Annotated in this window: 7 protein-coding genes and 1 pseudogene; 5 read left to right on the top strand and 3 right to left on the bottom strand. The window is 56.1% G+C overall.

Going from position 1 to position 15,985, the window contains the following annotated elements; genetic code table 11:
• Positions 1-429: 429 nt before the first annotated feature.
• Positions 430-3,186 carry a pPIWI_RE module domain-containing protein gene (locus CTP10_RS39815; RefSeq protein ID WP_082818933.1) on the bottom strand — a complete coding sequence of 919 codons (2,757 nt, stop codon included), beginning with the start codon at positions 3,184-3,186 and terminating at the stop codon, positions 430-432.
• Positions 3,183-6,641, bottom strand: a complete 3,459-nt coding sequence (locus tag CTP10_RS39820) for an ATP-binding protein (RefSeq protein WP_147316266.1) — start codon at positions 6,639-6,641, stop codon at positions 3,183-3,185. The genes CTP10_RS39815 and CTP10_RS39820 overlap by 4 nt, the downstream gene beginning before the upstream one ends.
• A 197-nt stretch (positions 6,642-6,838) precedes the next feature.
• Between CTP10_RS39820 and CTP10_RS39825 the strand changes: the two genes are divergently transcribed.
• Positions 6,839-8,065, top strand: coding sequence for an ISL3 family transposase (locus CTP10_RS39825; RefSeq protein WP_116322054.1), 1,227 nt, complete (start codon positions 6,839-6,841; stop codon positions 8,063-8,065).
• Here CTP10_RS39825 and CTP10_RS39830 read toward each other — a convergent pair.
• Positions 8,046-9,443, bottom strand: a complete 1,398-nt coding sequence (locus CTP10_RS39830) for a restriction endonuclease-related protein (protein ID WP_147316267.1) — start codon at positions 9,441-9,443, stop codon at positions 8,046-8,048. The two genes, CTP10_RS39825 and CTP10_RS39830, sit on opposite strands and share 20 nt — an antisense overlap.
• A gap of 627 nt (positions 9,444-10,070) precedes the next feature.
• Here CTP10_RS39830 and CTP10_RS39835 point away from each other — a divergent pair.
• From CTP10_RS39835 to CTP10_RS39850, 4 genes and pseudogenes are all read left to right on the top strand, one after another.
• On the top strand, positions 10,071-10,700 hold the full coding sequence (locus tag CTP10_RS39835) for a hypothetical protein (protein ID WP_116322056.1): 630 nt from the start codon (positions 10,071-10,073) through the stop codon (positions 10,698-10,700).
• Complete coding sequence (locus tag CTP10_RS39840) at positions 10,697-12,658, top strand: hypothetical protein (protein ID WP_147316268.1); 1,962 nt, start codon at positions 10,697-10,699, stop codon at positions 12,656-12,658. Before CTP10_RS39835 ends, CTP10_RS39840 begins: the two co-directional genes overlap by 4 nt.
• Positions 12,645-13,640, top strand: a complete 996-nt coding sequence (locus tag CTP10_RS39845; RefSeq protein WP_116322058.1) for an ATP-binding protein — start codon at positions 12,645-12,647, stop codon at positions 13,638-13,640. Before CTP10_RS39840 ends, CTP10_RS39845 begins: the two co-directional genes overlap by 14 nt.
• Positions 13,641-15,229: 1,589 nt before the next feature.
• Positions 15,230-15,430: pseudogene (locus CTP10_RS39850) on the top strand (hypothetical protein); the annotation flags it as partial.
• Positions 15,431-15,985: the final 555 nt, after the last annotated feature.

A 15,985-nucleotide genomic window follows, 5' to 3' on the forward strand; every position in this document is an offset into this window, starting at 1 on the left:
CCGTGTCTGATGTCGGCATTGTCATCCGCAACTCATAAGTCGCAAATCATTGGAGGGCGCTTTTTGTGTAGCCGTGGACTGGAGACCGCGCCGCCGGGACAGACGACAACGAGGCCTGCGCGGGATGAAGGCCTTGTTGTCGATGGTCCTGTGCTAGCCAGAAAGATGACAACGGCCAAATGACTTTGTTGTCGCAATCAATTACTCAGAATTCCTTCCAATCACTAACAATGTTGATAATTAGGCGCACTGAGGCCGAGCACTGGTTAGGTGCCCAGCGGGATCCTCTGCGTCGTCCGAGCTTCGCCGCACGATGCATCGTGAGATAGCCAGGCGCCCCCAGTCCCGCAGTTAGCGATGCGGCGGCGCTAGTTGCTGAGTCGTTTCGGACGCTCCAGTTGTAAGGAAGCGGTTCTGAACAGCGGATTTCTATGTGCGCATGTACTCGGAGAGCTTTTCGATAATTCGCAACGGAGTCGGGGTCGTGACCCAGGGCTCATTCCTCGCCGTCAACATCCCGGCACGCAAATGCTGGGCAAAGGAGGCGAGTTGTAGGTTCGAGTCCTGTGGCTGCTTCTGGAGGATCACGATCTCCACCGCTCGCGAGGTCAAATGCTGCTTGTCGGGTTGCGCGGGAAACATCGCATACGCTTCACTCGCTTCGCTTGCTTTTGATGAAGCGGGAAGGAGAATTGAGCGGTAGCAGCTTGCGCCACGTTTGTGGTGTGTCGAAGGCTTGGCCAATGACCAAAACGTCGGCGCCGATGTACCCTCCACCTCAAACAATCTCTGTGTGGATGTCCAGGAGCGGATGAGCATCCCGTGTTCGGTGCTATGCCCGTGAAATTTTTCTTGCCCGATAGATGGCGCTTGTTCTCGCACCCTCAGCACCCGTAGCATCGGCCAACGCTGTGACAGCACGATGCCAGCAACTATTTGGCGTTGAGGTGTACGCACGCCGACGTCGCCGAGCCAAGAGGCCAGACGAGCCGTACGCGTAGAGTCAATAAACACGACTGCGCTGGGATCGAGCGACGTAATGTCATCGAACGTGTCCGCGAAAAAATTGGCCAGCAGCATGCGTTGATCGGCATTCGTTCGCGGGAGTTCGACGCGGCGAGAGGCGAGATACTTTGCACCTTGGTCAAACCGCATCCAAGGCGACATGACGTGCTCTGCCTCAGCATGGGCAAAACGCACCCAAGATTCACCCGTGGCGCATTCCAAGCGCGTGGCAACGAACACCGACTGTTGACGGTCCCACTCGGTGTGTACCTGAAGCGAGCTCACCGCGCATGCCCACCGTGGTGCCTCCGGTTGGGAGCCGAAGCAGGCTTCCCGCGCCTGTCTCAAGCCCCAGACAAAGCCGGCGTGCCCAAACGCCAGGTCCAGGACAGACGCCTGTAAGCGGGGAAGGAATCGATCCATTCTGCCGGGCTCGCTGGGCAATAGGTACTGTACCGTGCAACCCGTGCTGCTCAGCGCCTTTCGCGCGGCCAATTTGTTGACATTATCATCGGGCTTCCTCTGCCCGTCCCGGGTCTCATAGAACAGAGGAGCTTGGATGAGGATCATCGCGCGTTCAGGCACGCCAATTTGATCGACAAACTTTTGCCATTCACGCACTCGTGCATCGAATCGCTGCTTCCTTGATCCCGTGTCGACTGGCAATAGGCTCCTAGGCCCGTGCGTGTTCAGCGGCAAGGGGGCACTGATTACCTCGGTATTGTCTCCGAGGATTGCGCTTGCAGTCGTCTTGACCCACTCGATATCGTCGGCGGTATAGCTTAAGAAGTAAATTCTTTGTCTTCCCGCATCAGCTTCATACGCTGTGTCTTTGACTAGCGTTTGAATGGCCTTAACGACTCGATCGTGCGCAGCATCCGGGGTGGGCGGCTGTAATCTGAACCAACGATTCGAAGGCGCCAAGGTTGCATTCTCAATTGCGCTCTCGGTGTCGGCATCGCTAAAGCCATGACGGGCAAGCAGTCTCGCCACGACAACCTCGGCCTTCAGAACGCTCAGTGGAGGAGCCTTATGCCGGATTGGCTTCCTCGTACTGAATCCCGAGAAGGGCCGTAGACCGAATCCTTCGAGCGCGTTGGTGGCGGATGCAAACGCATCGGCTTGGTCGACGAGAGGGACGCCAGCTTGAAGGTTGGAGCGACTTGCCTCGGCAACTTCAGCCTTCACCATTACGACCACGCTGGCGCGCTCGTCGCAAGGGTAGCGAAGCACATCTTCATCCTGATAGCCCATCGCCAGGTCTAATGCATGCTCGTACACGGGATAGCCAAGATCGGTGACCCAGGCGTCTTTGCGTCGCATCACGCTAAAGCGATAAGCACTGTTCGGCCGAGCATGATGGGGAAACACGTATCCCCCGATGGTAGGACTGGCAGGATACCGATTATTCAAACTATCGGCCCACCGGCGCCGCTTAAACTTCAGATAGACGATCGGCTTAGTCGCTCCAGGAAGCGTCTCTAGTGAGATTTCGCAGACCAAACTGAAGTACCCGCCAGCCGCATGGTGAGGGCGTGTCATGACTTCCGCCTTGTTTCCATCTGGGCTCCCGACGACCCGCACCACCGGGCCCAATTCTGGAAACAGTTCCTTACCGGCAAGCTGCGATGCGAGCCAGCCTGCTGTGATATTGAACGGCGAGAACGTCCCAGACTTTCCAGCCGTATCCCATGGAAACACTTGTACCTGCGACTGGGCGAATTGAATCACCTGATTGCATTCATTGAGCTTGCGCAGTGCGGCAATGCCGAGCGTATACGCGTCTCGACCTTGGCTAAAATGGGACAATGCGCCTTCCGACCACCGAGCAAATGCATCACGCACGCATTCGCTATAGTCCTGTGCTTTCTGGTAGGGCAGGAAACCCCATGGCCCGGGCTCCTTACTGAGGTCGGGGAAAGAGCGCAGTCCAATGTCATCCTTCAGAGCGGTCCAATCTTCAATCTCCAATTGAAGCTGCGCGCGTAGACTGGCGAAGGGCAGGTGAACAAATGCTTCTTCATCCTTGTCTCTCGCGCGATTCGTTGCCTCGTCACGAATTTGCTTCAGAATACGAAGGACGTCTGTGGTCCAGCGGATGGCCACAACGTCATGGACCAACGGTGGAGCCTGTTCGGCAAACTCGAGCGCGAATGCCACATCTCGGACAACGGTCGTCATGCTCCTGCCTCTTGTTGGATGGGAGAGTCTGCAACCCACAGGGGGTTATCCGTCCAAGGCTCATCCTGGTGAGCGTCTTCTCGCGCGAAGGCAACTTTCAGGCCCTTGGTCTTCGATAACGGATCAAGGAAAGCGCCGTAGAGAGCTCGGTATAGCGCAGCTTCCTTGGGGTCCTCAGACGCCGCACCACGCTCGAGCAGCCGGCGAAGTTGAACGAGCATGCTGCTGGTCTCCGTATCCGCTTCGCCCTTGGCCGAGCGCTCCGCCCATGCGCGATCAATGAAGAAGCACTGAACAGGGCAGCCATTGCGCATCGCACGGCCAATCGTCTGTAACAGTGAGACAGCGATATTTGCTGTGAAAGGCTCAAACAGGTCGCCCAGTGCACGTGCGTATAGGGGGCGCCGCAGCAGCCTGCCAACCTTTCGATAGGCTTGCCGGCGTGCAGCCAGCAAGCGCTTACCGATCTCTTCGACGGACACGGAGTCATCGTCGCAAAGATCGAAGTCGAGCGTGGCGCGTGCCGCCATGCTTACAGGCAGGCTCATGTCATTGGGCGCAGGGTGTGGACGCGTCAAAAAGTACAGCGACCCGAGAGCCGCATCGCGCAGACGCGGACCGGATGTGAAGACAATATTTGTGCCGCGACCCAGCGCGCCGGCGGGAAATATGAGCAACCTCCATGCATCATCATCGCCCAAACTTTCGACGCGAGACGACGTCACATACCCTTCGGTTGGTCCAACGTCAGGTAAGTCATCCACAACCGCAACAACGCGGCCGCGCCATGCGGGTAGCCGCTGATCAATAAACTGCTTCAATCGGCGAGCTTGATCATAGCTGTTGACAACGAATGCGGCGCGCCGTGCTATGCCATGGCGCACGTCAAAGTGGTCGCAATCGCGGGCGAGTTGAGAGTCCGTTAGTCCCCCGTCTAACAATGCGAAGGCCATTTTCTCAAGGTTCGCCATGCGCACGCTGTCCGATCTTTCGCCGCTGAAGCGCAGGAAGGTGGGCGAATCTGAGACATGTCCATCCGCGATGGGACGAAACTCGTACATTGAGGGGGCGACGTCCTCACGCTCAGGTGAAACGCGCTGCAGGACGTAGTGGGGGGGCACAGCGATATGGTGAGCGGGGCTGGGCGGTAGGTAACTCGTCGCGCTGGTAAGCAGTACCGCGGGACCATCGAACATGCCATTCGGTCGCCGAATCCACTCATGTAGCCGGTACATTAGCAGTCGAGGTGTACCAGCGAACACGACATACTGTAGTTGTACGTCTGTGGCATGCGCCAAAGGGTCGCGTTGAGAGGGCGTCGAGAAGAAGCGAACCCCACTCAAACTGCCCAAGATATTGTCGGGTGTTGCCAGCAGCAAGGATCGCGATGCGAGTTCGTCGATGCGGACAGGATCAAGCAAGCCCTGTGCTGTCATGTCGCTGAGCTTTGGGGAAAGGCGACGATAGCTCAGGATCGTGAACGTGACTGGCAGCAGCAGCCCAACCAATTGCTGCGCCTCTGCCTCACTCGACACTCGCCGAACATCACGTAAGCGTCGAGCAATTTGTTTGACGAGGTTGGATAGTTCCTGCAGGCTTGACTCGGCGAGCCAGTTGGTCATCAACTGGCAGAGATCGCTGTGCAGGCTTGATGCCTCTTCCGCGGACATGTGAAAGGCGCTAACCAAGCGCATTGTCACATCAGCGGGAATCGCGACGCTTACGGATCTCGTACCTCGCAGTTGGAATGCTTGAATCGCGGCACTCTCCCACAACTCACACAGCGCATCCTTTGACTGCGCCTGCGGATCCGCTCCAAAGTCGTCGCTCAACGAACTGACTCGCCTAGGAGAGAGCCAGTCGCCAATAATTCGTAAGGGGGACATCAGCAACCCGTCGAACGCCTTGCGCAGATCTTCCGTTAGGCGCAGGATGGCATGTGTCAACGCGACGTTCAGTTTCTCGAACTCTGCGATCTCGATTGCCAGTTGGGCATACTCGACTCCATGTAAGACCGCGTTTTGTCCGGATGCGATGGGCTGTAGTGTACTTCGTTGAACTTGTCGATGAAATGAACGGTCGTGGCCTGAAAGACTAAGTTCCGCAATACCACCTCGATCGAGATCCTGTTGCGCTCGGTCTGCCTCATCGAAGATCACGAGGTCAAAGGATCGTGCAATCAGCTCGAAGTAGCGCTCATCGAGAAGTGTCGTATGAGCTGGGACGCGGGTATCCGCGGACAAGATGTGTCCTAACCAAATATTTGCGTTTGGCAAGTCTGCGGCGGCGCGTGTGTACCCGCACAGGGACCAAACAGGGCATAGCCTGCGCTTCAGTGTGCCATCGCTGGTCGCTTTGCCAGTGTTGTCGTTGACGGGATTCTGCAGAACCCTGGTGCAAAAGGAGTCGGCGATGCCAAAGGCAGAATTTGGTGCTTCGGTGAGGGACGGCAGAGCGCAGACGCCTTCAAACAGATGAGCACTGTCGCAGGACGTTCCGAAACCACGGAGGGGGTCGCCTGTTGCCAGTGATTCAGCAAGCTTGTGAGCATGTCGAAGTCGCGTTTCGCGTGACTGCCCGACTAGCAGGCCAGCACGGACATCGTATCGACGCAAGTCATCGAGATACTGGCGGCATACCTCGATGGATGGAAAGAAGACTGCAACCTTGAGTCCCCGGCTGCCGAGATAGCGCAGCAAACACATGAGAAGCGTTGTTTTTCCTGCCCCTGGTAACCCTATCAGGTGCTTCAGACCTTCTAGGTTCAACGTCGATTCGACGTTGAAGTCGCCGTTGTTGTCGATGCTATGCAGCGCAACGGACTGCAGACGTTGCTGCCAGTTGCCACGCCTCGGTGATTGGAGTCGTTCGTCAATGGCGTCCATTTCACTTGCTTCCGCCAGCAAGTCAGTCCACGGAATCAAATGGCGCCGCTGCGGTGGTCGGCTGGTTTCATGAGCGCGAGGTAACGGCAAGTTCGCGGGCAATGCATGAACCGGATAGCGGCGCGATTCACCGCCAAATTTGACGTGAATGGCGATCGGCTTGTCGGATTCCGCCAACGTCTGATCATGTGCATCGGGCGTGTGAGGCGTCTTTAGTGCAGCCAGTGCCTCGCTGAGCTCCGGCGCGACGATGTCGAATCTCGGCTTGATGGCCAGAGAGCGCTCATCGATGCGAAATAGACGGCGGTGCGTCAATGCTAAGGCGGAATCGTTGTACCGCACCGCAGCGGCCTTCAGTGCGGCAACCGTCGAGAGTCCATTGCATGCTCGACGGAGATTGTCGAGTTCAATCTCCCGATCACGCAACAAGGGTGCACGAGCCACACTACGGAAGCCCATGAGCAGCGCCGGTGCGTGCTGGAGCGTATGCAGATCAAGCTCGTGGACGAAGTAGGCGCACAATAGGTCCAGCCGATGTAGTCCGAGGGATTGTAGACGTTTGACGATCACGAACGAGTCCTAAGCTTTCGGCGAAGAGCACCAACTGCTATGAATTCGATGTCCGTTCTATTGCACTCCCGGCGCAAGGTATCCAAATAGCCGGGGAAGCGCGACAGGGCCTGATCGTTGATGGCTATGTATTTGCCTCTTTTGAATTTCAAGTGGGTGGTATCGTGGCGGGTTTCAGGTAAAGAGCAACACGATCGATGCATAGCAAACTGTTTGAAGCAGCCCTTGGCGTAAGCGCTCCGTGGTTCGTCCGGGAAGTCGACTTCAACGCGCAAACCAAGACGTTGACGATCCAGATTGACTTTGTCTCCGGCAGCCGCTTTTCCCACCCGGAGGTCGCCGGTGGGCACCCGGTTCACGACACGGTGACCAAACGCTATCGGCACCTGAACTTCTTCGAGCACGACTGCTATCTGGAAGTCCGCACGCCACGCGTGAAGCTTCCCGACGGCCGCGTGGCGTTGGTCGAGCCGGACTGGGCTGGCAAGCTCTCTGGCTTCACGTTGCTGTTTGAAGCCATGGTGGTGGCGCTTGCGCAGCAGATGCCGTTTTCTGCTGTAGCCAGAACGGTGGGTGAGTCGTGGCATCGCGTGTACGCGATCTGCGAGCGCTATGTCGACCTCGCGGTGGCCGAACTCGATCTGGCCGGCATGACCGCTGCCGCCGTTGACGAAACGTCCTACAGGCGCGGTCACAACTACCTGACGCTTGTCGCTGATGCCGACGCGCGTAACGTCGTGTTTGTGACCGAAGGCAAGGATGCTGCCACGGTTGGCAAGTTCGCTGAACATCTGCGCGAGCACAACGCTGCGCCCGAGCAGATCGGGGTGGTCAGTATCGATATGTCGCCGGCGTTCATCAAGGGCCTCAGCGAGCATTTGCCCAACGCGCGCATCACCTTCGACAAGTTCCATGTCGTGGCTCACGCTTCGGCAGCCGTGGACAAGACCCGGCGTATCGAACAGAAGACCGATCCAAGCCTCAAAGGCCTGCGCTGGACGCTGCTCAAGGATCGGGACGGCTTGCCAGCCGCACAGCGTGCCGATCTCGACGCGTTGATCGCCAACGTCACGACCAAACGCACCGCCCGTGCCTGGCTGTATCGCGAGCAGTTGCGCGACATCCTTGGGCGCAAGCAGATCAACGTTGTTTCCGCAATGCTCGAGCAGTGGTGCACGAACGTCATGCGATCCAAGGTCGAGCCAATGAAGGAGGTCGCGCGCATGATCCGCAAGCATTTTGATGGCATCGTTGCATGGACCCAGACTCGCCAGACCAATGGCTTCCTGGAGGCGCTCAACGGCCTGTTCCAAGCCGCCAAGCGCAAGGCTCGCGGCTATGTGAGCTTCAAAACCATGCGCACCGTGATCTTCCTGATCGCCGGAAAGCTCGACTTCTCCGCGATCAACCCGCATGCCGCATAACCCACTCATTTTTCAAAAGAGCCATGTATTTCTTTGGGAATAGTTCCAAGCCCCCGACGTTTCGGTTCAGGGTGTCCGCAAGAAGGAACGGGCTGGCATGGCTCTTGACATCGATCCCGATGGTCTCGTTATCCAGGCTGACGTCGCACTTATCCCGACCGGGATACAGTGTAGCCACTAGTCCCGGAGGATTTGCGGTAGCGGTGTCATACAGAGCAATCTCGTCTTGGCCTGGGCCGCACCAGTAAACGAGAATATGCGACTTCGCGATTAGGACATCTTGTACTGGCACCTGCCGAGCCGATCGACAGGGTACCGGTACGTCGAACGCGCTGCATTGACGTACCGCGCAACACGCATGACCTTTGATCACTGAGTTGGCCATCGGCGCGCCGCAAGTCGCGCAGCGTAGCAGGGCGCCATTTACGAGGTGGTGAGGTTGAACCGACTCGTAACAGGTCGCCATAAAGGGTGCTGCCAGTTGCATGCTGGATGCACTCAAAAATCGGCGTATCTCTGTGGGGGAGGAGATGGGATGTCGCGTGATGAACTCTCGAAGCTTGGAGTAAACGTCGCTTCCACGCATCCCGAACTGGTCGCAAGCCGAATTCAGTTGTGCAAACGCCTGCTGCTCATTCAGGTCGATCTCGGAACCCGACTGCCGTGCCAAGTCAATGCACTCGATCGTCGGAAGGCAAGTCTGCGCATCGAGCAAGCGAATACCGTAAAAGCGACAGTCCGGGCGGTCAAAAATCGGTATGCCCCACTCGCGGGCGCGCAAAGTGTGGCGACATTGTGCAACTAGGGTGTGGGCGCCATCAGATCGAACCGGCATGCCGAACATAACGTGCAAGCTGGCCATCCGCAACATCGCTCCGCGCAGGGCGGGCGAGAGCGCTGGATCATGAACGAGCAAGCGACCGGATCGCGCTCGCTGGAAATGGTCGACCAGGCCGACCGCAAGCAAGCATACGGCTTCGTGGGCAAGTCCCAAGGCGCGCGCGTGATCCACGGTGGGAATGCCTGGTTCAACGATCTCGGCTGAACCAGGCCCGTTGTGTTGCATCAGCAGCGCAATCAGCTCAGTGGGATCCATCGACTGCATCCGCTTTGCTGCGGACTTCCTGCTGTGGCCTGACTGCACCAGCACGCAGGCGACAACCAACTGCACCAGATGTGCCCACTGATACCGTTTGCGGATGGCTGGAGCTATTAGCCCCACAGAGCGATAGTCCACGACAACGGAGCGTGATGGTGGACGCAGCGTCTGACCTTGCCAGGGGTGAGTGCCGATCAGCTCTGAAGCGGCGAGCGTCAACTCATCCAGGGATCCCTCCCATGTTTTGTGACTTCCCAGCCGCAATAGCAATGCCGACATCAGAACGCCTCCGCAAGGCTCGTCAGAACCGACGTTCTAATATCCTAGTCGAGCCTTGCTTTCGGCACAAATGCCAAAGGGATTCCGGAAATCTCGGGGGCGGGCTGCGCAACGGCACTCCGGCACAGAATGTGCTTTATTCAGCGCCTTCGGGTGCGTATAGCCTCAAAAAATCCCCGAAAACCGCTAATGTAGGCACGAATTAATGCCTATCTACGATTATCGAATAATAAAAAAATGATTTATTTCCGTGCCGGACGGGAAACCAAGCATCCTCCTCCCGTTAAGTAACTGATAATCACCTCGGCTGGCTTCTGGCAAATCCGATAGTGCTTGCGTATTTCCGGGGAGGCAGCTATGACAAATATGATCACGATTCGCTCGTGGTCAAGACGCAACAAGGCGCGAGATCAGTAACGGCTGATCTCGCGCCGAATTTGAAATCATCCGACCCGATGAAGGGGAGCATTATCGCCTGAAAAAATCCTGGCCAGTGCCTTTCGCGCGCTTGCCCAAAATTTCTCCAAGTCTGGATTGACTCTGCTTCATTTTTGCCAGGAAGTCAAGGGGATCTTTGTTTGCCGCCGCGTTAAGCCTGGTCTCATCCCTCAAATCCGAGGAGCTGCGATGAAACACGAGGCACATGCGGTAGTTTTGCCGCGAACGATCGCTGCGCGGCATTATGTTGACTTGCCTGGACGAGGCTTGCGCAATCTGTACGTCTTTGAGTCGCCCAAGAACGACAAGCGGTTGGCGGTATTTGGGCAAGTTTGCTTCTGGCACCTCATGTTGGCGGAGGGGAATCCCGAGATTCGCCGGTATCTCTTGTGCTCAGATTTTGCCGGCGATGTTTCCGCTTCCAACGCCGTGGACGTCCATTTTATGGATGAATCCATTGAGCGCTGGTACTTCAGTCGGCGTGGCTTGCCAAAGGAAGATCAGTGCCCCTATCCCATCATTGTTAAGACCGAAGCACAAATTCGCGCTGCCGGGCTACTCCCGCACAATTGGAGGTTCCTCTGCGCAGCACGTACCCGTGCTCATGGCAAGTACGCAGGCAAAGAGCTGTTAGTGCTCAGAGCCCTCTTTGAGGACCGCCATACCGTTGCGCTGAGCGAAGTCATTGCTCAACCCGGCATAGATGTTGCCATTATGCTGGCTGCCGTTGCACATCAACTGGCGGTAGGGGTTTTGCGAACCGAGCTCAAGAAGCAATTGTTTTCACGTCGTTCCTTGATCTCGAGGATCGAAAAATGAAAGCAGGTGCGAGACGTTCTTTGATTCCTGCCGCATTGCAAGATATTGAAGCTTGGCCAGATATTGACGTATCTCAACTCGATGAAAATGCACGTCGTGGAGTAGCCCGCAAAAAAGAAGCAGTCGCCCTCTACATGGCAGGATACAGTTTCCCGGACATTGCAGCACAAACGCTGATTTCGGATGATAATCTACGTCGCATCATCAAGCGTTGCATCGCCGTCGCTCCGGATAAGCGGATCTTCGGTTTTCGTGCGCTCCATCCCGGGCTTCACGTGGTGGCATACACGCGCAACAAACCGGTCGTGCGTAATTTCGTATTGGGCACAAGTTGCTCAAACGGATTTGCTGGTGCACTCGGACAGCTGTTTCTCCGGTTTCCCTGGCTACGTAAGCGAGTCATAAAACAGTTTCTGGGTCAGAATGATGATGGCGAGTATGTCGAGGCCAGGAAGTCAATTGCCAACATTCACAGGGAGTTCCTTGAGGAATTAAAAGGAAAGCTCAAGCCGGGCGAGTGGCCATTGAATACGCGCAATCTCGGATACTCTGCGCTGCAGAAGTATTTGCACGCGCTGTTGAAAACCAGTCCTACCGCATACATCCGGGAGCGCAGTGGGGAGGAGGCCGCGTGGCACTTGAGGATCGGGAAAGGGCATCCACGCTTGATCCAAGCGTGGATGCCATTTTCGATCTTGGAATTAGATTATGTCCGGCAGGATGCGCCCGGGTACATCGAATTCGAGGACCGCTATGGCCACCTACATAGGTTGCTTGTCGCTCGTTGGTATGTCGGGGTGTTGGCCGACGAGTGCAGTGGGGGCGTATGCGGCTATCACGTCGCTTATGAGGCCGAGCCGTCGTCCGATACGGCCCTCCAGACTGTCCTTAGTTCGTTGATGCCGGCAGCACAGGACGACGACGCACCGTTGATGCGCGATGTCGTACCTGACCAGGCTTCACTCCTGCCGAATCTGATTCCCCTATGCGCCCGCCAGGGGTGTTGCCTACTTAAAGTCGACAATGGGTGGGCGAACGTTGCCAATGACTTTGTGAACAATGTCATCGATGTACTTGGTTGCGCTGTCGAGTTCGGCGTTCCACGTGCCTGGTGGCTTCGCCCCTTTATTGAACGACTCAATGGAAAGCTTGCTGAGCGGGGCCTCCATCGACTTCGGTGTACCTATGGCAGCGGGCCGCATGACCCGCGGCGCCGCGAGCCAGAGAAGGAGGCAGCACGGTACACGCTGCGTGACAGGGATCTTACGGCAATTCTCGATGCCGTCATCGCAGAACATCACACGGTATTTACCCCGGAAAAACTCTTCCGAAGCACGATTCGGGACACATTGGAAGACTATGCGATGCGGCCGGAACTCGATTGGGTACCACAGCCTTTGCCAAACGCGAGCGAGCCAGAATTACGACTACTGATGCATAAGGTGGTGGCCAGTGTCCGTGGCTCAGTGAAGAAGGGCGTGCGGCCCTATGTTCAATTTGATCGATGCCGCTATACAAATGAGCGACTTTCCTCTGACTTCACGTTGATCGGACAGAAAGTGGAGCTTCAAGTCCAGCGGATGGACATTCGCAAAGCATGGGCCGTCGTCCTCGGTACTGGGCGGGACCTCGGGCAATTAAATCCGGACGCCCGCTGGGCAGACTGGAAGTATTCGATTCTGGCTCGGAGAGTCATGAATCGGGACGCCTTGGCAAGTCCAGCAGATCGAGACCCTCAGGCTGTGCATGAAACTTTAAAGGCGAGGCGTCAGGCACTCCTCGACCAGAAGCCCAAAAAGCGAAGCAAACGCGAGGCCTTGAGAATCGCCAAACTACAGCGGGAGATCGCGTACGACCCAGCGGAGAAGCCAACCACGTCGTCTCCTGAGCATCGCAGCAGAGACCTCCGGGGAGTGTTCACGGCATTCCGCAACACAAGGAGAGATGATGATGTCTGAAAAGAATGTCGATAGTCTCCGTAGCCGTCTGCAAACCGGTACACATCCACTTCTCGCGCACGACACCAATAGTCCCTTGTGGACGCCGCCGATAAGACACGCGTATGCCGCATGCAAGCTATGCGTATTGCAGCGTCGAAGCTTCTACATCTCCGAGGATAGGGGAGAAGGGAAAACGTCATTTCTGCGGGCGTTGCGTGAACAGTTGCCAAACGACTTTGAAGATAGCTTTGCAATACTATTCTATGCAGCGGCAAACAGACACGCCAATTCGATTCGTGCATATTTCATCGAATTCCTACGATCGATAGATCATCCTACTCTCACCGGAGAGACTGCTAGGCTCAAAGCGCGAGTCGTCGATAAGTTGGAGGTGTTGGCTAGCATGACGCTGTGGAAAATGGTGGTCTTGCTTCTTGATGAAGCACAGGCATTTCTACCCGAGGACTTTGGATTTCTAAAAGACATACAAAATGAACTGGAAAAAAAGGGGATATCATTGACCGTGGTGACCTGTGGCGAGGAACCATTTATGAAGAATATGCTGACAACCATGATAGAGATAGGACCTGCCGGTGCATGTGCCGATAGGTTCGGTCTTCATAGAGTGAGACTGCGTGGCTACGACAAAGATTCCCTGCGAGAGGTGCTTCGCGCTGTCGATTCCAAGATCTGGCCGCCGGGCTCCGGATGCACGTGGACTCGATATTTTTTTCCCAAAGCGTTTTCAAACGGATTTCGGTTCGAGAATCACGTGGACGACCTCTGGGCAGCATTCACGGAGTTTGGTCAAATTAGAAAGAAGGAAATAGAAGACGAAAATGGCCATAGAGAGGAGGAATGCCTGCTAAGCCGTCGAATTTTCGAAGCGCTGCCATATTTGGCTGTTCGTGTTGCGGACGACGACTTTGACCACGGGTACTTGAAGAAGAGATTTTGGACTGCGGCGGCAGCGCATGCTGTCGGTAAGTTAGACGACTAGAAACTGGTGGTCCGCATGGTTACGGTAGCGACCGACAAAGGCAAGCGACTGCTGGGTTGGACAGGCGTCGAGTGGGGCCCGCTTCCCTATGAGTCGACCCTGTCTGTGTTGATGCGATGGGTTCAATTGAATGACCTAGGCGAGGGCGAGCTAAGAAGGCTGCATGTCAAACGTTACTGGGGTATTAGGCATGAATCTTACTTCGAAGTGTCTGATGCCTTAGCCGGAGCCTTGGAGACTGCTGCGGTCATACTGCAGCGCCCGGCTGAGGAAGCGAACACCATGAGTGGGCGCGCGGCCTGCCTCTTAAATGCAATGTTCTCGTCGACGCTGAGGATATGTCCGCTGTGTTTGGAGTCGGGATACCACAGCTTTTGGTTCCAATGCGTTGCGCTTCCATTGTGCCCTGTCCATGCGGTACCGCTAACTTCCCTTTGTCAGAGCTGTGGGCACCCCTTACCTCCCGTGGTTGACGCCTGCAGCTCGTGGAAACCTTATCAGTGCAACTATTGCCTATCGTGGATTTCAGGCGCGGAGTTTGTCCCCGCAATGCATCACGAATTTCGAGATCACGGACGAGAACTTCACCGACGGTTTGACAACCTAATGGCTTGGACAAACCGTCTGCATATGGCTCATGCTGAGGTTGGGTCTGCCGATGCTGCGGTAAGTCGGTACTGGCAATGGCGTGAAACACTTGCCTACGCGTTATGCGTGCGTCTTGCCCCAGTCCTACCCCCAAGCCTGGAGAATTCGAAGCACGCTGTAACGATACTCAGTTGGTGTTTGCGTCGAGATGGAACGCAATTGTTTTACGGTAGACGTCGGACGGAGGAGCGACATTACGTCGATCTCGTGTATCGCGCTACGCTACGCATGCTGGCGAAATGGCTGTTATCAAGATTGCTACTGTTCCCGGAGCGACAATGTTCGATAGTGTGGACCGACGGTGTTCAATTGAGACTACGGTCGCTAGATCGTCACGTTGCAGCCCTTCACATTCTCCGGTATTTTTTTGACGGCGGGGCGGCTTCGTGCCGGTACGCATTGACAGACGGTCTTCGACATGTCTACGCGGGAAGGGAGGTGCAATCTTTGTACGGCCGCTGCCTAACCCGCTTGTCCGTGCGCGCCGTGACGCTCTGCCTCTATGCCACCATCTTCAAAATCCTTGGTCGCGGAAAGCCATTGTATTGGCAAAGTGTTCTGGTTGAACTCATGGAAAGTTCGACTATGGCTATTTTTGGGAATGAAGGGTGTTGCCGGGGCTTCATCGCATTCGAGAGTGTGGCGGGTATGCCGTTAAGGCCGTTTCAGTGAACGGAGTCATACTGAGGAAACGCGGACGGCAGCGCGCATTGGAGGGGATGTTGCCAGAGCTGAAAATACTCGATCGGCCCGGTCGCCAGATGATGTTCGCCCTAATTTTTGCGCCGTAGCGCATCGATAGTCAACAAGCCAGAATTGGCGTGCAGCTTGGCTTTTCTGATCAATGGCTTCTGTTATTAGTTGTAAGCTTACGCGCTGGCGAGGCGCGTAGCGCCGCCACGCAACCGCCGTTGTGCATTCTCGACGTCGTCGAGCGCCTGATTGACCTTAAGATGTCCATGTTCCTCGAGGTCGAAGGCGCGGCGCACTACCTGCCCGCCTATGCCGGCAACCTGGACGCCATGACCAGCGCGGCGTTGCGCACGGCCGAGACCCCGGCCAAGGCAGCTGGCACGCACCGGTTTGAGAGGCGATACATGAAGACGCTCTATATCTCGTGGGCTAAACCTCATTACGACTAGCATCACCGAAGCTGTACGTGGCGAGCCTGGTTGACCTGGTCAACGGCTGCAAGGCGAATATCAAGACGAACAGTAAGGCGACAATGTGGAGATCGTTTTGCTAGGCACCAACTGCGTATTCGCGGATGCGACGAAAAATCGATCCGGGCGTTGTTGCAAGCAATCGACGTTGCGTGCTGGCCCGCAGGAACTAATCGGACGTGGCCGGGATTCTTTTTCCCGTGTGCCGTCGCACACGGACTTTTACTAAAGAGGCATGCGGAGATGTTGTGGAAGGACCTTCAGTATGCCGGATTAGTGCGTCCTTGGGAGCCCAATTGGCGCCAATGACAGAGGAAAAAAACCGTCCAAAGTCGAAAGGTATTTGACGCAATCGTCTGAGCCGTCACAGCGCATGCTGAACAGGATAGTGATTCATTTACCGCTTACCGAGCGGGATTGGCAACGAGCAGCTGTGTTTGCGGCCGGCGTGCCAGACGCTTGAGAAGTAAGCAAAATGAGCAAGAACAACTCAGTAGGAAGAGCGCCTCTGGAGGAATGGACGGGCGCCCGATA

The organism is Cupriavidus sp. P-10 (assembly GCF_003402535.2).
Lineage (GTDB): Bacteria > Pseudomonadota > Gammaproteobacteria > Burkholderiales > Burkholderiaceae > Cupriavidus.

Bases quoted from the DNA above. Each gene is read 5' to 3' on its own strand.
- CTP10_RS39815 (WP_082818933.1), bottom strand. From the start codon at position 3,186: ATGACGACCGTTGTCCGAGATGTGGCATTCGCGCTCGAGTTTGCCGAA.
- CTP10_RS39825 (WP_116322054.1), top strand. From the start codon at position 6,839: ATGCATAGCAAACTGTTTGAAGCAGCCCTTGGCGTAAGCGCTCCGTGG.
- CTP10_RS39830 (WP_147316267.1), bottom strand. From the start codon at position 9,443: ATGTCGGCATTGCTATTGCGGCTGGGAAGTCACAAAACATGGGAGGGA.
- CTP10_RS39835 (WP_116322056.1), top strand. From the start codon at position 10,071: ATGAAACACGAGGCACATGCGGTAGTTTTGCCGCGAACGATCGCTGCG.
- CTP10_RS39840 (WP_147316268.1), top strand. From the start codon at position 10,697: ATGAAAGCAGGTGCGAGACGTTCTTTGATTCCTGCCGCATTGCAAGAT.
- CTP10_RS39845 (WP_116322058.1), top strand. From the start codon at position 12,645: ATGATGATGTCTGAAAAGAATGTCGATAGTCTCCGTAGCCGTCTGCAA.